This window comes from Mesorhizobium sp. LSJC280B00 (genome assembly GCF_000502835.1).
Classification (GTDB): Bacteria; Pseudomonadota; Alphaproteobacteria; order Rhizobiales; family Rhizobiaceae; genus Mesorhizobium.
The window spans coordinates 17,837-35,753 of record NZ_AYVL01000017.1; the positions used below are offsets into that span (position 1 = coordinate 17,837).

Sequence of the window (17,917 nt, forward strand, 5' to 3'; positions counted from 1 at the left end):
CCAGGCACGGGGCTGCAACGAGGTGCCGAAATTTGGTGGCGGCACCTATTGGACCGAAGACGATGATCCCCATAGGGACTATGATGATGGGGTCGACGTAAATCGAACCGAAAAGAACCGAATTATTTTCAACTTCCTTCGAACTTTGGAGGAGGCATCCGTTTTGAAGGATGGCGCAACAGCCGAAGCGCTTTATGCCGACTCGGCCGTCCGGAAGCGAATTAAGGCAGCCTCGATTTCCGATATCACGGAATTCGGGAGAATGACCCATGCCGAGATGACGGCACTCTGCGATGCGGCGCGCTTGGGTCGGCCAAAAGGCGGCGCGACCATCTTTGTCACAACCTTTCCATGCCACAACTGCGCGAAGCACATAATTGCATCAGGTTTAAAGCGGGTTGTGTTCATCGAACCGTACCCAAAAAGTAAGGCACTGGAGTTTCACGAGGACTCTGCTGTCCTTGATGAAAAGAATGAACGACGCATTTTATTTGAGCATTCCGTGGGTATTTCGCCCCGCAGGTATCGAGACATATTTGAAAAAGGTTCGAGACGCTCTGCTGATGGGAAAGTTGCTGAATGGTACAAAGGAGAGCCTATGCCTTTGCTCGAAGATAAAGGCCCGTCGTACATTTACGATGAAGAGTCCGCTATATACTCCTCCCTAATAGCAGTGGCTGAGGAGCTAGGTATAGTGGTCAAATCAGAGCAGTCCGGGTCGGATGAAATCGACAAGACGACAGCAGATACAGAAAATATTGCGGCCCAGTGACCCAGCTGCCGATTCACTCCTCCGCCGCCGGTCTGAACTTCCGCACGATGAATTCGAACAGGATGTCCGAGATCCACATTGCCGACACCCCGATCAGGAACGCCGCGGCGAGCGTCGTTGTGTCGTCGTCGGTCGCCGGAATCGGCAACCCTGTGGCGCGGAAGTAATTCACTACCGGCAGCGTCAGATAGGGCAGCCGCCAGGGCGCCGCAGATCGGCGACGCCACCATGCGCGTATCTTGTAGCGGTGGCGCGACAGAGCGCGCAGGACGCCCCCAGCGAGGCCGGCAGCAACGACCGGGCCTCGGAACTCGGCAAAGGTCTCCGGCGGCACATCTTCAAATTCGTATCGTTTGCCGCTGGCGACGAACCACACCGAAAGGATTCTGCGATCCAGATCGTATTCCGTTTTGCGTATCGAGGTGGATGGCATGACGGCGGGGATGCGCAAGGTCCAGGAGGTCCCAGGGACTACGAGGTCTATGGCTTCATGACCACCAAGCCGAACGCCCTTGTCACGCACCTGCCCGCGCAACCGTGAAGGCCCACTGGACTCTCCGGAGCAAAGAACGCATTGTTCCCGAGGGGAGCGGGGACTTGGAAAAATCTCGGTATGACAATCGGTCTGGCCAGTGGCGGAAGCGCCCTGGCGTAAGGCGATATCGTGCCCGACCGCTCTCGGGCGTGCCGATGCGGCTGGTGTATGTTACCATCGCGGCAGTGGCCGCATTGGCGACACAGTACTTCCTGCAGCACACCGATGGTTTCCAAAAAGCCGTGTCGAAATGGATCGGCCCGGCTCCCGCTCCAATAGCGGGGATTGCTTCCGCTGCTCGACCGGAAAGATACCATCGGCATTACCGATGCTATGGTCGAACCAGCGCTCGGCCGACGTTATCGGCGGCGATACGATCGAAATTCACGGCCAGCGTATCCGTTTCAGTGGAATCGACGCCCCGGAGGCCGCGCAACGGTGCGATGACGCCAAGGGCTTCCGCTACCAGTGCGGTGCGAAGTCCGCCGGCGCCCTTGACGCCTTCCTGGCAGCCTCGAGGCCGCTCCGGTGCACTTTCGTCGCTTGGGACCGCTACGGCCGCTTTGTTGCCGACTGCTCGCGGGCCGACGGCAGAAGCGTTGCCTCGTGGCTGGTGGAGAACGGCCAGGCTCTTGATTGGCCTAGCTACAGCCAGGGCGCATATGCACCGCAGCAGGCGAGAGCGGAGGCGGCGAAAATCGGTCTTTGGGCGCGATTTCGAGGCGCCGTGGGTTTGGCGGGTAGAGCACGCAGAAAAGGCGCAGCCGGCGATCAGCCAGCCGCTCGGCATCGTCGGCGGCCGGCAAGTGGCGCAAAGCTACTCATGCCAGCCGCGGCGAACTTGCTCGAAAATCAGCCCGTGCGACGAGGCGCAATGGTATCTCGGCAATTGCCCGTGGGGCGGCAAGCTGGACCGCGATGGCGACGGAAGGGCGTGCGAGACGCTCTGTTAGGAACGACAATGGGCCGCGGCCCTCGGGGGGACGTATTAATGGACGAGAAATTCTACAATCGCGTTGGCGGCGACCGTATCTCGTCGCGTCAGGTCGACGAACTCATAGGGCTCGCCCGTGGCCTGGCCGCAGATGGAACCATCAACAAGGCCGAGGTCGAGTTCCTTCAAAAATGGTTGGCGGCGAATGTGGAGATCAGTAATCAACCAATCATCCGAACCTTGTACCGGCGCATCAATGAGATCCTTGAAGACGGCGTGCTCGATTCCGATGAACACGCGCAACTTGTGGATACGCTAAACAGCTTCTCGAATCGTAATTTCGAACTCGGAGAAGTGCTAAAGCCGACGTCGCTGCCACTCTGCGATCCGGCCCCGACTTTGACTTTCGTCGGCCGGTTGTACTGCTTCACAGGCACATTCAATTTTGGCCAGCGGAAGCATTGCGAACAGGCCATCGCAGATCGCGGAGCCTTCGCGGGAGGTCTGAGCCAGAAAACAGAAGTTTTGGTTATAGGCGCCTATGCCACCGAATCGTGGAAGCATTCTTCATTTGGGGATAAAATCGTCAAGGCTACCGGCTGGCGCGACCAAGGATTGCCAATCTCGATCGTCGCCGAAAGTCACTGGGCCAGCTTTCTCTGAGGTGTCCTTTGCCAAACGATCGGGCCAAGTTTTCAGTGCGGCGCACCGCCCGCCAGCAGATATCGGTAGCCGTTCGTCGTCATCCACCGGGCGCGGGCGAGATGCGTCTCCCAAGCCCTGAATGCGGCGCTCCGGTTCCTTCTCAGGATCGATATGCAGGACGATCCTGGCGACCTCTCGCCAGTCCGCCTCCTCGGCCGCGGCGTCGAGCAGGCGAATGTAGGTAAGCAGACGCTCTTCGTCGTATCCGGTCAGAACCGAAGAAGTGGGAGCCTCATCGGCGACGTCAGAGTCGAGCAGACATTTGCGCATCGACGCTTTTCTAACCCAGTTGATGCCAGCTGCAAAAAGCGACTCGCCCTTTAAGGTTACGGAACTTTAACGAAAGGAGAGCATTGACTAGAGGCCACTACCTATCATATTGATAGGCGCATGGCCGAGATTATACCGCTGACGCTTACGGCGCCGCTTGCGTTGAAGATGATTCGGCAGCGGGGTACGATCTGCGAAGGTCCAGTGATGAATGCGAAGGGGCATTGGCAAGTCAATATGTACCGGCACGCTGCAGGAGAAGAAATGGAATGCGTCGTGGCAATTGATTGGGGAAAATCTCTGATCGTGATCACGGTGTTTTAGGAACGGGTGAAGAGATGGCTTACCACTATACCGAAAGCGGTCTCGACAATGTTTGGCTCGAGAACGGATACACAAGGCACGATACGGCTTACGGAGTCGGTGTTTCGATTCAAGATACCGAAGGCCTCCACAGGGCGATCGGTCAATGGGTCATATCGCTCCCCAAGCCTCTAAATGGCGCAGAGCTTCGTTTCCTGCGCCTAGAAATGGATACTACGCAAAAGAACCTCGCCGGGATCCTCGGGGCCGACGAGCAAGCTGTGCGGCGGTGGGAAAAGGCCCGGACGAAGCCGATGAATGGCTCCGCCGACTTGCTCCTGCGCGCCCTCTATTCCGAGTATACTAACAAGAGCAGCCGCATTCGTCGCATGATTGATCGGCTTGCAGAACTCGACCAGATCGAAGCACCGACAGGGCGCTTTTGTGAAACCGATCACGGATGGCAGCCGCAAGGCTGTGCCGCAGCGTAGTCTTTGCCCCGGCCTCTGCGCCGGGGTTTTTCTTATCGCGGAGAATTCGATGCCGAGGCCAGTTTTGCCGTTAGTCAGCACAATGCTTCTTCCGGCGGAGATTCCAGATGCCGGCGCCGCCCTAAAAAAGTTGGAGGAAAGGAGATGGCGAGAAGCCAATCCCGCAGTCTTCATGCACAAGCGAATTGCGGACACGATCGAGCAATTTGAGAAGAATTTGGGACTGGAAAGCGAACTCGGGGTGACCGTTGTTGGTGGCCAAGATAGCCCAATTCATCTCCGGTCATTTGCGTGCTCGCCACCGGACATTTTAGAGTTCCATGGCGTCAACGAACGCGGTCAGTCTGTTACGCTCATCCAACACCATACGCAAACCAGCCTGCTTCTCACCGAATTGCCGAAGATCAAAGCTAAGGCATTTCGCATTGGCTTCGTGCCGGCAGGAGACGGTGGTGCGTAAAGCGCGTATTCGCCCGACGCGTTACTAGACTAGTCTAGATGTAAGGGGCCATACGGCGGATCGTGTCCGCCACATATGAGGGCGCCAAGTGCGCATAGTGCTTCTCGGCCATTCGGGTGTCGCTGTGCCCCAGCGCTTGGGCCACGATGATTAGCGGCGCCCCGTTCCGGACCACCGTGCTGGCGTAGGTGTGCCGCAGCTCGTGCAGGGTGACGGACTGCACCCTTGCCGTCTGCAGAACAGCTTTCCATGAACGATTGTAGGTCGACGGCGCCCACGCCACGCCACTCTCCTGTCGAAGGAGGAACTTGCCAGCGCCGCGATCGGCGGCAAGCCTGGCGAACAGGTCCGCCCGCCGTCTGGCAATCGCACATGCCGCGGCTTGCCGCCTTTGCTTTCGGCGATGAACACCGACTTGTTCACGACGTCGTAGTCAGCGACGCGCAGCCGGGCCAGCTCGCCGAACCGGGCGCCAGTCACAAGGGCGGCCGATACGAGATCGCGGATAGCTCCGTTGCTGGCGGCCACCAATGCTCGCTGCTCTTCCGGCGACAGAAACCGGATCCGCGCCGAAGTCGTGTTCCTGTAGGCATATTGGATGCAGCCACGCACTGGCCTGGGGCTGATGTCGTCACGCAATCGAGGCGTGGGTAGTTCGACTGTCGCGGGAACATAGGTCTGAAATGGCCCAGCGATAAACCAGGTGACTAGGAGATCGCTGTTGGGATCGAGGTTTTTAACACAAGAAATGTAACGTCGCAGCTTGCCTTTCTTCTCGACCCAGGAGCTGGTTACGAAGTTGAAGTTGCCGACGGGATGTTCCTGACGGGTATCGCCCTCATCGCAGGTTTTCGCTTCGGCCGATACAACCCCGACTACCAACGACGCGGCGAGCATTGGAAGCATTCTGGATCGCGATTTCATAGTGACCACCCGACTTGGCGGCACAATGTGCCCAAAAATCGAGAAACTGCAATCATGCCAGCTTAAAAATGCAACAAATATCCTCACGAATTGTCAGTGCGATCACTGTCACTCTCCCGTTTTCCGCTTTAGCTCACGTTGAGGCTCTCTTTTTGCGGCAACGAGAAAGACGCTCGCAAGCAGGTCAAATCGCTTGCGCCTGCCGTAAGAGCTCCACCGGCGGCGCGCCATGACGACGGCCCGCCGAAGCGAGCACCGCGAGCAATCGGGCAGCAGGCACAGCATTCAATCCCCGAAGGCGTCAGTCGACATTCGACAAGAGACCTATGGCGCGGCGCGAGCGCTGGGGCTTACGACTGACGGAAGCGGCTCTCAATCCGAGGCGATGCCGTTCTTGATCCGTGTGAGGTGGCTTTCGCCTTCCTCCAGGCCGAAGCAGCTTTCGAAATCATTGCATTCCCGGCAACTGGGCGCGCTGCACAGCGAAAAACCTTCGGCCTCGCAGAGCTTGCGGTAAAAGTATCTCTTCCATTTCATATTTTGGGTGTTGCCGGCCGCCAGCGTCGGAAAATGCGAGGCGAGCAGGCGGCCGAGGTCGCTTCGACTAAAAAGGCCAAGGTCCTGCCAGAGATGGTCATTGCGCATGGCACGCCGGGCGATGATCTTGGCGAAGCGGGCGCTTGCCGGATCGCGCGGCCGGGCATGCGCCAGCAGCAGTCCGCGCAGAAGTTCTTCCTCCAGATCCGGCTCGGGCTCGCGCACCTCTTCCAAGGCAAACGCGTTGATAGGAAAAGCAGGGAAACAGCGGGCCAGGACATCGCGCAGCTCGGCGCGCGCAAGGCCGGTGGCCTCCGTCGCCGTCGCCTCGCCGGCCTCGATCTCCTCGAGCGCACGTGAAAGCACACAGGCAAGCACATGCTGGTCGAACCTCCTCTCCAGCTCGATCTGCGGCCATCGGCCGGTGCTGAGCCGGGCATAGTGTTGGGCAAATATGGTGCCGTTCTCCTGGTTTGTCCTATCAAGTCATGCAGTGACCCGGCCGGCCGCAACATGGGTCGGGCAGTTCTTCGGGTAGAGGCAGTCGCGGATCGCCTCGCGGTCGAGTAGTTCGGTAGTTTTCGTCGATCGGCTCTGTCGCAAATTCTGTGATTGGAAGAGGTGTTTCGCGAACCCCCGCCCTGCCGTTTGCGCCTCAGGGGAACACTGGCGCTGGAAATGCCCCCGCGGAGTTGGACGTGGACCGTGCTGGGACAGAGGTCGCGTGCTGTTCTTTCCAGTGCGGCCACGTGGTCGACCCCATTCAAGCCCGCCTGACTCCCGACTTGAATGACGTCCTATTCAACCCGCGCAGCCGGTGTACGGTCGAGTTCCAGCGCACGTTCAGGACAGGATCGCGCGCCTCGCGATGCAGGCAGCTCCTCCCCTTCCGCAACTTCAATGTCACCAGGCAGGATGTAACCCTCGTCATCAAGCTTGAAGATGTCCGGCGCTTGCGCCGCACATCGCGCGTGACCCTGGCATTTGGCCTTTTGGACGATGATGCGCATGGCGCTGCCTCCATTGTCTGTGCCCCGACTCGGGGCGGGCCTAAGACCAGTCCAGGATCAAATTTTCGATCCCGAATACATGGCCGCCAGAGGTTATGGGTGCCGTACCCGGCTTGATCCTGAAAGCCGGGATGCGCGCCAGCCACTCCTCCAGGCCAACGACAATCTCCCGCCGGGCAAGGTGTGAGCCAAGGCAACGGTGGGGACCATAGCCAAACGCGGCGTGGCGGTTGTCCTCCCGCTCCAAATCGATCGTGTTGGGGCATTCGAATTCCGCCGGGTCACGATTGGCAATCATCGTGGCGCAGGAAACATAGTCCCCCCTCCGGATCGGCGCGCCTTCGAAGTCGATATCTTTCGTAGCCACGCGGATCAACTGAATGGGCGGATAGGCCCGCAGCAATTCTTCGGTTGCGAGCGGGATGCGGTCCGGTTCGCTCCGCAGCAATTGCTGATCTTTGAGGTTGCGCGCGAGGTACGCCAAGTCAAAGCCTATAGCTGCTGCGACCGTGTCGAGCCCAGCGACGAAGACAAGCACGCCGATGCCGCGGACTTGGGTGTCCGTCAGCCGGCGGCCCTCAACCTGTGCCTGCACGATAAAGGTCATGAAATCGTCAACCGCCTCCTGGCGGCGCATGGCTGCAAGTTCGTCGATGAATGCCACGATCGTCCGGGCAGCCACAGGTCGTTCCTTATCGTCGCCGTGGAGCAGATCTTTCCCCCAGCCGACGAATGTATCGAGTCGGTCATCGGGCAACCCGAGAAAGCGAAGAAAGGTGCTCACCGCGAAAGGAAAGGCAAAATCCTTCATCGCGTCGCAGCTTGTGCCCGACGCGGCGATCCTTTCGATCAGCTCGACCGCCCGTTCGCGGACAGCCGGTTCCAAAGCCAACACCCGCTTTGGCGAAAGCAGCGGATTGAGCAGTGAGCGAAAGACGCCATGGGCCGGTGGATCGAGCTCAAGCGGGATCGTCGGCCAGTTTTCACCCAGTATGGAGGAGAAGATGCTGCGATGGCTGGAAAAAGTCTCTGCGTCCTGCAGCACCTTCCGCTGGTCCGCGGCACGGGTGATGACCCAGGTACCCCGGCCATCTTGCGTGTTGTAGCGGGAGTAAAAGATCGGAGGCCCGTCATGTACGCAAGCGACAGCTGCGTGTGGATCCCCGTTGGGTGTTGGTGGCATCCCTGGCGATGTAAACAGGCTGAAGTCCCTCACCATTTCGGGCGGGACATGATCTGGAACGGGGTTGGTCGCCATTTTGTTTTCTCTACATTGGCGTTCATGGCTCGATTGAGATTGCACCGCTGTTCATAAAGTCGATTTCCAGCATGGGCACGTCTCTTGTCGGGCGCCTTCTAGATTCTGTCGCCTGATACAGCCCACCTGCACCAGCGCGGATGAGATCGGTTGCGAAGTCGATCAGAAGGGGCATCTCCGCCGCGCTGCGGTCATGAAGCAAAGCCGCCGCTTATCCCAGTTAGGGTTGAGAGGCTGGTCAATCACCTCTGAGCTCCGTGACGCACTGCTGATGCCCTGCTGATCAAATTGTCGAAGCAAGTCGCGTGCCGGATAGGCGTACCCATGGCGCTGCACCAAGCAATGCCAGCCTGCACTAGGCCCGCCGCTGATGATCACCTGTCCATCATTCTTAGGACAACGTCCGACAACCGACATCCGTGGTCGGTTTTGTCGAGTCCGCGACATCGGGCTGTTCGGCTTGGCTGCTGCTGCACAGCCTTCCGGTCGACGAGCGAGGAGATCGCTCGCACGGCCCGGATTGAGCAACGACGCGATCCAGCGCAAGGTTCGGGTGCGGTCCGACAAGACCCGGCCGCGCTTCCGCTTCGGTTCGGCGCTGATGGCATATGCGTTGTTGTAGCCGCTGCAAGGATTTCCGGTCAGACGAGCGATGCACTCGTGCGCAGCGATCCGGCCGGCGACGAGCCTGACTTTATCGATGAGGTCAATTCCGGCGTGCACACCTGACCGTCCGTATGCGCTGCGACGGCAAGCTCTATCGCACATGGACCTATATTTCCTCGCGAGCCGCTGTCGGAACGTGGTGCCGAGTCCTATGGCGGCCGGTTCAATCCGAGGGCCTGTCGGCACTCTACACATCCCTGTCGGTCGGACCGGGAACGCGTGGCAGACTCTCGGCCAGAAACCGCCAGTCGCTGCGCTCGCGTTCGCCTTCCTTGCGCGCGCCGAAGAACTGGATGATCATCTTGCCGTCGGCGCCATAGGCTTCAATGGACGTGACGTGACCGTCCCTCGTGGGCTTGCGCACGGCCCACACCTCGCGGATTTGATGGGTCCTAAGATGCAGATGGAAGGTCTCGTCGAGCACATTGATCCGCGGCCCTATCTGCTTGACCGACTTGATCGGGCCGGAATGGATCTGGATGCAACCACGATTGCCGACAAAGCACATGATCGGCATCTCGTCTTCGGCCGCCTGTTGGAACAGGGCGCCAACGGCATCATTGTCGAGCTGCCAGGCGTAATCCTCGCCGGCCATACGCATCGCCTGGCAGCGGCTGAGCTTCAGTGTCTTCAACATATCGTAGAACTGATGCACGTCGCTCAGCCGGCTCCAGTGCTCGCGTAGGTCGTCGACCGTGGCGGCTTGGTCCGGACTCACTGCGTTATCGCCCGCCCCGCTCGCCTTGACCGATATGATCGGCTCCTGGTCGGAGGATGCGAGCTTTGCCGCCAGATTCTGATAGGCGTGCAGGTTCGAGGCGGGCCTGAGATGTACTTTGTGCATCGCCTCGCCGGTGGCATCAAAGAATTGCAGGCTGCGGCGGATCTCGGCTCCCTCGCGCTTCTCGACGGCGAAGCCATACGCCCACGCTTTCGGGAAGATGCGCAGGTCGATTTCGTCGCCGAGCACCATGGCATGCTGGTTGCCGGTGACCACTTTGTCGTAGACGCCGATCTTTTCGTGCACGGCACTTTCATTGCGGGTGAGCGCCATCACCTCGCCGACCGCTTCGAGGCCGGTCAGCAGGTCATCGACGCGCGGCTCGATGCGCACCGCGCCGTGACCACAATGCGCCGCGACCAATTCGGCTTCCGAAATGCCCAATCGAGCGGCGAGATCATGCTCCCGGATTTTCGGATTGTCTTCGCACGCCCGCTGGATTTCGTCCGGCGACGGTTTCTCGCGCTGGTCCATGTCTTACCCCTGCTTCCACCTACGTGTGAGGATCAGCTGCCCTGCCGGTGAATCTTCAGCCGATAGGGCGCGCCGTAATGCTCGACCCTGATCTGCTGCTGGCCCGTGAACAAAGTGTCGCTGGACAGCGTGCGCACGTCGTCGCACCCGCGCGAAAACCGGGGGTGCTATCGGAGCGGCGAGACCCGAGTGACACGAGCAGGCACATGCCGATGGAATCTCATCGAGCCGGTCGGTGGCCACCGGGCGGTGGTGAGCGATTGTGGGTGTTGTCGCAATCGGCCAATCGGTCATTCGGATGCCACGGGCGGCGCTGCTTCGCCAAACAAAGCGTGTCTGACCCAGTCCTGACATGTTGCTCCCTTGCTTCGCCGCATCGATCGCGAGGGCACCCACGACACGATTGTGGATCGGCAGTCTCTTGCCGCCTCGCCAGTGGAGCTTCAAAAACCGTGCCAATTGCGCCCAAGCAAGCTCAGAAGGAGTCTTCTGTAATGGTCGTTGGTTTAATGTGAGTTCAGCCAACAACTCAGGCCCAACATCCCGCGTGGCGGACCCGACAAACCCGACAGTACGTGTCGGTTGGCCGACACCTTCGCAGCATGGACTCACAAGAACCACGGCAGGGTCAGAGATGCCGCGCTGTGTTGAAACATTTTTTCGCTTTGGCACGGTGCATGCAACGTGATGCGCAAGCAGGTCCCGGACTGAGGAGAATGGAGCCATGATTACGCTCACCGACAACGCTGTTGCCGCCATCAAGACTGCTCTTTCCCGCGCCAGCGAGCCGGCGGAAGGCTTTCGCATCATGGTCCAGGCCGGCGGCTGCGCCGGCTTCAAATACTTAATGGGCCTGGAGAGCGTGTCGCGCGAGGGCGACGCGATCACCGAGACAGATGGGATCAAGCTGTTCGTGGACGCGGGCTCCCAACCGCATGTCGCCGGCATGACCGTCGACTTTCTCACCGGGCTCGAATCTTCCGGCTTTGTCTTCGATAACCCCAACGCGCGCGAGAAGTGCGGCTGCGGCAAGTCCTTCAGTTGATCGCCCGAAGCGCCTGTGCGGGTCCATGAAGCGATTGCCGCCGACGCACTCATTTGCGGCAGAGGAGGCTTATATGGCCGGCACAACAGATGTCCCTGTCCTCAAGAACAAGGCAAGGTCGAAGCCGATCTTGGGACCGGCAATCGCTTCAGGTAGGATGCAAAGAACGTCGCCTCCCGAAACAGTTCGGTTCCTGGTGGCACCCAAGCTGCTGGCGGCCAAATCGCGCCGCTGCGCCAAATTCGGCTTATCGATAACGTTGTCGTGTTCGGGCGTCCTTACCTGCGGGCTGACGGCGGCGACTGCGGACTTGGCCATGTCGACGCCGATCCGGTCTACGTCAAACTCTCGGGCGTCCGCGCCGGCTGCCAGTTCGGGCCCATCATCATCAACGGCATACGCCAGAGGCTCAATGAGGCGGTCGCGCGCTCGCGTCATTCCGGTCAACTGAGGATCGCACATGAAACCTGTCTACCTCGACAACAACGCAACCACACGGGTCGATCCTGAGGTCGTGCAAGCGATGTTGCCGTTCTTTAGGGATCAATTCGGCAACCCTTCGTCGGCGCACGCTCTTGGCGCCTCAGTCAGTGCGGCGGTGAGAAAGGCGCGGAGGCAGTTGCAAGCTCTGATCGGCGCGGAGTTCGACGATGAGATCACCTTCACCTCGGGTGGGACAGAAAGCGACAATGCAGCGCTACTTTCGGCGCTCGAGGCGGCGCCCAACCGAACCGAGATCGTGACGTCCGCGGTCGAGCATCCCGCCGTGCTGACGCTCTGCGCGCATCTTGAGAAGACCCGCCGCGTCAAGGTGCACAGGATCCCGGTGGATTGCCGTGGCCGGCTCGACCTCGACGCCTATATGGCCGCCCTCACCCCACAGGTGGCAATCGTCTCGATAATGTGGGCGAACAATGAGACTGGTGTGATCTTCCCCGTGGCCAGGCTTGCCGAGTTGGCCAAGGAAGTGGGCGCCCTTTTCCATACCGACGCTGTGCAGGCGGTCGGCAAGCTTCCGATGAACCTGAAGTCGACCGCAATCGACATGCTGTCGCTCTCCGGCCACAAGCTGCACGGGCCGAAAGGGATCGGCGCGCTTTTCGTAAAACGTGGCGTCAATTTCCACTCGCTCATCAAGGGGGGCCACCAAGAACACAACCGGCGTGCTGGCACCGAGAATACGCCCGGCATAGTCGGGCTCGGCATGGCGGCCGAACTCGCCTTGAAATTCATGGACGACGAGACCACACGGGTAAAGTCGCTCCGCGACCGTTTAGAGGACGGGATTCTCCAGCGCATCCCAAGCACCTGTGTCACTGGTGATCCCCTGGAACGGTTGCCCAACACCGCAAACATCTCCTTCGAACATGTCGAAAGTGATGGAATTCCACTTCTCCTCAGCCGCGTGGGCATCGCGTGTTCCTCCGGCTCCGCCTGCACCTCCGGCTCGCTGGAACCGAGCCATGTCCTGAGCGCGATGAAAACGCCACACGCGGCAGTCCGCTTCTCCTTGGCGCGGGACAACGGCGAAGCGGACGTCGACCGGGTACTCGAGGTCATGCCGGCAATCGTGGAGAAGCTGCGTGGCTTTCCCAGTCCTGGGCCCGGTAGGCGAGGCGCCGAAGACGTTCAATCCGGTCTATGCCTGAGCGGCAGCAGAACAGGCTGCCGTTCATGACCCGTCATGTCTTTCTCAACGATACGACCTTGCGCGATCGCGAGCAGGCGCCCGGCGTCGCCTTTACGACGACGGAAAAGCTGGAGATCGCCGAGTCTCTTGCGGCGGCCGGCGTCACAGAGATCGAGATCGGCACGCCGGTCATGGGCGCCGACGAGATCGAAACAATTCGCGCCGTGGTCGCGCGGCGTCTCCCGGTTCGGCTCATGGCGTGGTGCCGGATGACGTCGCTGGATCTCGATGCAGCGATCGAGAGCGGCGTCCACGCCGTCAATCTATCGCTGCCTGCGTCGGACATCCAACTTGCCGCCAAGCTCGGCCTCGATAAGGCGGGAGCGCTCCAGGTCATCGAGCATATGGTCAGGCGCGCAGCCGCCGCCGGCTTCTTTGTCGCGGTGGGCTGCGAGGATGCCTCGCGGGCCAATCGGGATCATCTCGCCCGCGTCATCGAGACGGCTGCACGCGCCGGCGCAAGCCGCGTCAGGCTAGCCGACACAGTCGGCGTTCTCGACCCGTTTTCGACCTTCGAACTTGTCGCCCAGCTCGTGGCGCAGTCTCCAATCGATCTTGAATTTCATGCGCACAACGATCTCGGACTTGCTGCCGCCAACACGCTGGCCGCGATCCGCGCAGGCACGCGCCATGCGTCCGTCACCGTCCTGGGGCTCGGCGAGCGTGCGGGCAATGCCGCGCTGGAAGAGGTGGCCGCCGCGATGGCGGTCCTCGACGGCGCGGATACCGGCATCGAGCTGACCGCATTGCCCGACCTCGCCGCCCAGGTGGCTTGGGCCGCCCGCCGGCAGACCGCGGCCATTAAGCCGGTCGCCTGCGCCGATGTTTTCACCCACGAATCCGGCAATCACGTCGCAGGGCTGCTGAAGGACTCGCGTACTTATCAAGGGCTCGATCCGGCTCTCGTGGGCCGCTGCCGGCGTATCGTCATCGGCAAGCATTCCGGCGCCACTGCGATTGCCCATGTGCTGAGCGAAAGCGGTCGCGATCTCGACCCGGATCTGGCAGCCGCGATGGTGGCCCGCGTCCGGCGCGAGGCGGCCGAGACCAAATCGACCGTCACTGCAACTCAACTGGTCGAGCTCTACGATGGAATGTGCAGCGAGGCATCCCTCGCGGAGCTGTGCGGGTCCAGGTCAGCCGTGCGCGAGCGCACCACCACAGTTTTCCGACCAGGGAGAATGCAATGAATTGTTCCGCTGACAGCCGCCCCATCGATGTCACCGACATCCTCGCACGACTGAAGCGCCTGTCGGCTGCGGAGGAGTTCTTCGCAGTCCTTGGCGTCTCCTATGACCCGAAGGTGCTGAATGTCTCGCGGCTCCATATCATGAAGCGCGTGGGCCAATACCTTGCCGAAGAAGATTTCGCCGATCTGCCCGACCAGGTGATTGCCGCGCGGGTGCGCGCGACGCTCGAACGCGCTTACGAGGACTTCGCGGTTTCCTCGCCGCTCACCCATCGGATCTTCAAGGTGCTCAAAGACCACGATCCGAACAAACCTGCCACGCCGGGCCGCACCTTTGTCCCGTTCGACTCCGTACTGAAGCGGTTCGGACAGGAATGACCGCGACACGGGTTGCGACGCGACAATGTCGAGAAGCCGACAAATCCAGTCATCACCAGGCGCCCTCAGAAGCAACCAAGCGAAGTTCTAGGAATAGGGGGCAGCGCAAAACAGTTGGCACGAATGATGCAAACCAAGGAGATGAACCGCCGAGCCCGCATCCGGACAGGAGCCTGGAGAAACCGCCAATGCACATCGTAATCTGCATCAAGCAGGTGCCGGACTCGGCACAGATACGGGTCCATCCGGTGACGAACACTATCATGCGCCAGGGTGTTCCGACCATCATCAACCCTTACGACCTGTTCGCCCTCGAAGAAGCCCTCAGACTGCGCGACACACATGATGGCGAAGTTACCGTGCTCACTATGGGTCCGCCCATGGCAGAGGACGCGCTGCGCAAGGCGCTCGGTTACGGCGCCGACCGAGCGGTGCTCTTGACCGACCGCTATTTTGCCGGCTCCGACACGCTGGCGACCTCGTTCGCCCTTTCCCAGGCAATCGCGAAGGTTGGCGAGACGTTCGGCACGCCAGACCTCGTCTTCACCGGCAAGCAGACGATCGATGGCGACACCGCCCAGGTCGGGCCCGGCATCGCCAAGCGCCTCGGACTCCTGCAGCTGACCTATGTCGCGAAGATCGCCTCTATTGACCTTGCTGCGCGCGAGATCAAGGTTGAGCGCCGCTCGGAAGGCGGCACACAGATGCTGAAGAGCAGGCTCCCTTGCCTGATCACCATGCTGGAAGGCACAAACGAGATCCGCCGGGGCTCGATCCAGGACGCCCTGTGCGCCGCGCGCAGCCAGGTCTTGAAATGGAGTGCCGCCGACGCCGGCATTGAGGATCTCACCAAATGCGGCCTGCGCGGTTCACCGACGGTCGTCAAGCGCGTTTTCGCGCCTCCTGCGCGGGCGGAAAAGGCGGCAAAAATCGACACCGCCGAGATGGCCTTGCGCGATGTCGCTGACGAACTCATCACGGCAATTTTCACCCGCCAGCCGGCATTGGAACATGAGCTCGCCTTCAACGGCGGCGCGTGAGAGGGCAAGGAGCAGACGATGTCGACCGCGAACCGAGAAACCCCTCGCCCTGCCGCCGGCCGTGCCGGCATAAAGAAGGAGCTGCCCGCGCATTTCAAGGACTACCGGCACGTTTGGGTTTTCATCGAGCTCGAACGCGGCCAGGTCCATCCCGTATCATTCGAACTGCTCGGCGAAGGCCGCAAGTTAGCAGACAAGCTTCAGGTCCAGCTTGCGGGCGTCGTGCTTGGACCGCCGGGAGAGGCCATCGGGAACGCCGTTGCCGAAGCGTTCGCTTATGGCGCCGACCTTGTCTACATCGTCGAGGCGCCGCTGCTCGCCGACTATCGGAACGAGCCATTCACCAAGGCGATGACGGATCTGGTCGATGCCCACAAACCCGAGATCCTTCTTCTCGGCGCCACCACACTCGGCAGGGATCTTGCCGGGTCCGTGGCGACGACCTTGCAGACAGGGCTCACGGCCGACTGCACCGAACTTGATGTGGATACCGACGGATCGCTCGCCGCCACCCGTCCGACTTTCGGCGGTTCCTTGTTGTGCACGATCTATACGCTCAATTTCCGCCCCCAGATGGCGACAGTGCGACCGAGGGTCATGCCCATGCCGCAGCGGGCGGATAAACCGGTCGGGCGTGTCATCCGGCACAAGCTCTCGGTAGCCGAGGACGAGATCGTTACCAAAATCCTCGGCTTCCTGCCGGATAGTCAGTCGGCAAAGGCAAATCTTGCCTATGCCGACGTCGTGGTTGCGGGAGGCCTCGGTCTAGGCGCGGCGGAGAACCTGCAGCTTGTGAAGAATCTCGCGCGAGCAATCGGCGCCGAGCACGGCTGTTCGCGCCCGTTGGTCCAGAAGGGCTGGATGCCAGCTGATCGGCAGATCGGCCAAACTGGCAAGACCATCCGGCCGAAGCTTTACATAGCGGCCGGGATTTCCGGCGCCGTCCAGCATCGGGTTGGCGTCGAGGGGGCGGATCTCATCGTGGCCATCAACACCGACCCGAACGCGCCGATTTTCGATTTCGCTCACCTCGGGATCGTCACCGACGCGATCCGCTTCCTGCCCGCACTGACGGAAGCCTTCACCCGGCGGCTGTCGCCCCACAGTCGCGACAAGCTTGCGAGCTAAGGGATGGACATGATTGAGGAACAATTCGACGCCATTGTTATTGGGGCCGGCATGTCCGGAAACGCAGCTGCTTACACCATGGCCAGCCACGGCCTGAAGGTGCTGCAGTTGGAGCGGGGTGAATATCCGGGCTCCAAGAATGTCCAGGGTGCCATCATGTACGCGAACATGCTGGAGAAGATCATCCCGGATTTCCGGGACGATGCGCCTCTCGAGCGGCATTTGGTTGAACAGCGGCTTTGGGTGATGGACGACACATCCCATACCGGGATTCACTATCGGTCGGACGACTTCAATGAGGCGAAGCCCAACCGCTACACGATCATCCGTGCCCAGTTCGATAAATGGTTTTCGCGTAAGGTGCGCGAGGCCGGCGCGACGGTTCTGTGCGAGACGACCGTGACGGAACTCATCCGTGACGCCAAGGACAGGGTGATCGGCGTCCGCACAGACCGGGCCGGCGGAGCCATCTACGCGGACGTGGTCGTCCTCGCAGAAGGCGTATGCGGACTGCTTGGCACGCGGGCCGGCCTGCGCGAGATGCCGAAGCCGCAAACCGTGGCGCTCGCCGTCAAGGAAATGCATTTCCTGCCCGAAGAGGTCATTGAGCAGCGGTTCGGCCTCAAAGGCGATGAAGGCTGCGTGATCGAGGCGGTGGGCACGACCTCCCGCAGCATGGCCGGGCTCGGCTTCCTCTATACCAACAAGGAGTCGATCTCACTGGGCATTGGCTGCCTCGTCTCCGATTTCGCCGCGATGGTCGAGAGCCCTTACGTCCTCCTCGACGCCTTAAAAACCCATCCTTCGATCCGGCCGCTGATCGCCGGCTCGGAAGTGAAAGAATATTCCGCGCATCTCATTCCCGAAGGCGGCTACAAGGCTATTCCGCAGCTCTTTGGCGACGGTTGGGTCGTGGTCGGCGATGCCGCGCAACTGAACAACGCCATTCACCGCGAGGGTTCGAACCTCGCCATGACCTCCGGCCGCATCGCGGCTGAGGCAATCATCGAGGTCAAGAGCCGCAACGGTCCTATGACCAAACGGAATCTCGCCCTTTACAAAGCCATGCTGGACAAGTCCTTCGTGGTCAAGGACCTAAGGAAATACAAAGACATGCCGGCCTTGCTCCACACCAATTCCTGCAATTACTTCACGGCTTATCCGCGGTTGATGTCGCAAGCCGCGCAGAACTTCATGCGTGTCGACGGCACGCCGAAGATCGAGAAGGAAAAGGCGACCACGGCGGCCTTCATCAAGGCGCGCTCGCGCTGGGGGCTGGTCAGCGACGCGGTCCGCCTTGCATTGGCGTGGCGCTGAGGGGAGACGA

At 60.7% G+C, this 17,917-nt stretch carries 19 protein-coding genes and 5 pseudogenes; 14 read left to right on the top strand and 10 right to left on the bottom strand.

What is annotated here, in order from left to right:
• The first annotated feature begins 22 nt into the window (after positions 1–22).
• Positions 23–772 (top strand): deaminase, encoded by a 750-nt coding sequence (locus X773_RS73730; RefSeq protein WP_023678222.1) that lies wholly within the window; start codon positions 23–25, stop codon positions 770–772.
• Positions 773–785: 13 nt separating this feature from the next.
• Here X773_RS73730 and X773_RS61435 read toward each other — a convergent pair.
• Positions 786–1,106, bottom strand: a pseudogene (locus tag X773_RS61435) (hypothetical protein).
• Positions 1,089–1,205, bottom strand: a pseudogene (locus X773_RS79070) (KTSC domain-containing protein); the annotation flags it as partial. The pseudogenes X773_RS79070 and X773_RS61435, both read right to left, overlap by 18 nt.
• A 430-nt stretch (positions 1,206–1,635) precedes the next feature.
• Between X773_RS79070 and X773_RS78190 the strand changes: the two are divergent.
• A pseudogene (locus X773_RS78190) lies at positions 1,636–1,959 on the top strand (thermonuclease family protein); the annotation flags it as partial.
• A gap of 339 nt (positions 1,960–2,298) precedes the next feature.
• Positions 2,299–2,904 (top strand): BRCT domain-containing protein, encoded by a 606-nt coding sequence (locus X773_RS61445; RefSeq protein WP_023678224.1) that lies wholly within the window; start codon positions 2,299–2,301, stop codon positions 2,902–2,904.
• A gap of 32 nt (positions 2,905–2,936) precedes the next feature.
• Here X773_RS61445 and X773_RS78195 read toward each other — a convergent pair.
• Positions 2,937–3,216, bottom strand: a pseudogene (locus X773_RS78195) (DUF2285 domain-containing protein).
• Between the two features lie 120 nt (positions 3,217–3,336).
• Here X773_RS78195 and X773_RS61455 point away from each other — a divergent pair.
• From X773_RS61455 to X773_RS61465, 3 genes are read left to right on the top strand one after another with little or no spacing between them, the layout of a single operon-like run.
• The gene (locus tag X773_RS61455; protein WP_023678226.1) at positions 3,337–3,540 is read left to right on the top strand and encodes a hypothetical protein; all 204 of its coding nucleotides are present in this window, start codon (positions 3,337–3,339) and stop codon (positions 3,538–3,540) included.
• A gap of 14 nt (positions 3,541–3,554) precedes the next feature.
• Positions 3,555–4,010, top strand: a complete 456-nt coding sequence (locus tag X773_RS61460) for a transcriptional regulator (RefSeq protein ID WP_023678227.1) — start codon at positions 3,555–3,557, stop codon at positions 4,008–4,010.
• On the top strand, positions 3,964–4,470 hold the full coding sequence (locus X773_RS61465; RefSeq protein WP_156937377.1) for a hypothetical protein: 507 nt from the start codon (positions 3,964–3,966) through the stop codon (positions 4,468–4,470). Before X773_RS61460 ends, X773_RS61465 begins: the two co-directional genes overlap by 47 nt.
• Before the next feature lie 150 nt (positions 4,471–4,620).
• On the opposite strand, the gene X773_RS74715 is transcribed toward X773_RS61465, so the two are convergent.
• From X773_RS74715 to X773_RS61480, 4 genes are all read right to left on the bottom strand, one after another.
• Complete coding sequence (locus X773_RS74715; RefSeq protein ID WP_210164205.1) at positions 4,621–5,367, bottom strand: tyrosine-type recombinase/integrase; 747 nt, start codon at positions 5,365–5,367, stop codon at positions 4,621–4,623.
• Positions 5,368–5,766: 399 nt separating this feature from the next.
• Positions 5,767–6,387: a nitrogen fixation protein NifQ gene (locus X773_RS61475; RefSeq protein ID WP_023678230.1), complete on the bottom strand. Its 621-nt coding sequence runs from the start codon at positions 6,385–6,387 to the stop codon at positions 5,767–5,769.
• Positions 6,388–6,728: 341 nt separating this feature from the next.
• Positions 6,729–6,941 carry a ferredoxin gene (locus tag X773_RS74720; RefSeq protein ID WP_023678231.1) on the bottom strand — a complete coding sequence of 71 codons (213 nt, stop codon included), beginning with the start codon at positions 6,939–6,941 and terminating at the stop codon, positions 6,729–6,731.
• A gap of 40 nt (positions 6,942–6,981) precedes the next feature.
• The gene (locus X773_RS61480) at positions 6,982–8,199 is read right to left on the bottom strand and encodes a cytochrome P450 (protein WP_023678232.1); all 1,218 of its coding nucleotides are present in this window, start codon (positions 8,197–8,199) and stop codon (positions 6,982–6,984) included.
• A 737-nt stretch (positions 8,200–8,936) separates the two neighbouring features.
• On the opposite strand from X773_RS61480, the pseudogene X773_RS78205 reads away from it, so the two are divergent.
• Positions 8,937–9,071, top strand: a pseudogene (locus X773_RS78205) (RES family NAD+ phosphorylase); the annotation flags it as partial.
• Here X773_RS78205 and X773_RS61485 read toward each other — a convergent pair.
• Together X773_RS61485 and hemP are read right to left on the bottom strand one after the other, a co-directional pair.
• Entirely contained in the window at positions 9,053–10,120 is a 1,068-nt protein-coding gene (locus X773_RS61485) for a hemin-degrading factor (RefSeq protein WP_023678235.1), read from the bottom strand. The pseudogene X773_RS78205 and the gene X773_RS61485 overlap by 19 nt on opposite strands.
• Before the next feature lie 32 nt (positions 10,121–10,152).
• Complete coding sequence (gene hemP / locus X773_RS76495; protein ID WP_023678236.1) at positions 10,153–10,257, bottom strand: hemin uptake protein HemP; 105 nt, start codon at positions 10,255–10,257, stop codon at positions 10,153–10,155.
• Positions 10,258–10,844: 587 nt separating this feature from the next.
• Between hemP and X773_RS61490 the strand changes: the two genes are divergently transcribed.
• Positions 10,845–11,165: an iron-sulfur cluster assembly accessory protein gene (locus X773_RS61490; RefSeq protein WP_023678237.1), complete on the top strand. Its 321-nt coding sequence runs from the start codon at positions 10,845–10,847 to the stop codon at positions 11,163–11,165.
• A gap of 69 nt (positions 11,166–11,234) precedes the next feature.
• Here X773_RS61490 and X773_RS78210 read toward each other — a convergent pair whose 3' ends face one another.
• The gene (locus X773_RS78210) at positions 11,235–11,627 is read right to left on the bottom strand and encodes a hypothetical protein (RefSeq protein ID WP_023678238.1); all 393 of its coding nucleotides are present in this window, start codon (positions 11,625–11,627) and stop codon (positions 11,235–11,237) included.
• Between X773_RS78210 and nifS the strand changes: the two genes are divergently transcribed.
• From nifS to X773_RS61525, 6 genes are all read left to right on the top strand, one after another.
• The gene (nifS, locus tag X773_RS61500; RefSeq protein WP_023678239.1) at positions 11,626–12,843 is read left to right on the top strand and encodes a cysteine desulfurase NifS; all 1,218 of its coding nucleotides are present in this window, start codon (positions 11,626–11,628) and stop codon (positions 12,841–12,843) included. The two genes, X773_RS78210 and nifS, sit on opposite strands and share 2 nt — an antisense overlap.
• Positions 12,840–14,045: a homocitrate synthase gene (nifV, locus tag X773_RS61505; RefSeq protein WP_023678240.1), complete on the top strand. Its 1,206-nt coding sequence runs from the start codon at positions 12,840–12,842 to the stop codon at positions 14,043–14,045. Before nifS ends, nifV begins: the two co-directional genes overlap by 4 nt.
• Positions 14,042–14,422 carry a nitrogenase stabilizing/protective protein NifW gene (gene nifW, locus X773_RS61510; protein WP_023678241.1) on the top strand — a complete coding sequence of 127 codons (381 nt, stop codon included), beginning with the start codon at positions 14,042–14,044 and terminating at the stop codon, positions 14,420–14,422. Before nifV ends, nifW begins: the two co-directional genes overlap by 4 nt.
• Positions 14,423–14,610: 188 nt before the next feature.
• The gene (locus X773_RS61515) at positions 14,611–15,462 is read left to right on the top strand and encodes an electron transfer flavoprotein subunit beta/FixA family protein (RefSeq protein WP_023678242.1); all 852 of its coding nucleotides are present in this window, start codon (positions 14,611–14,613) and stop codon (positions 15,460–15,462) included.
• A gap of 18 nt (positions 15,463–15,480) precedes the next feature.
• Positions 15,481–16,590 (top strand): electron transfer flavoprotein subunit alpha/FixB family protein, encoded by a 1,110-nt coding sequence (locus X773_RS61520; RefSeq protein WP_023678243.1) that lies wholly within the window; start codon positions 15,481–15,483, stop codon positions 16,588–16,590.
• A gap of 9 nt (positions 16,591–16,599) precedes the next feature.
• Complete coding sequence (locus tag X773_RS61525; RefSeq protein WP_023678244.1) at positions 16,600–17,907, top strand: FAD-binding protein; 1,308 nt, start codon at positions 16,600–16,602, stop codon at positions 17,905–17,907.
• Positions 17,908–17,917 lie beyond the last annotated feature (10 nt).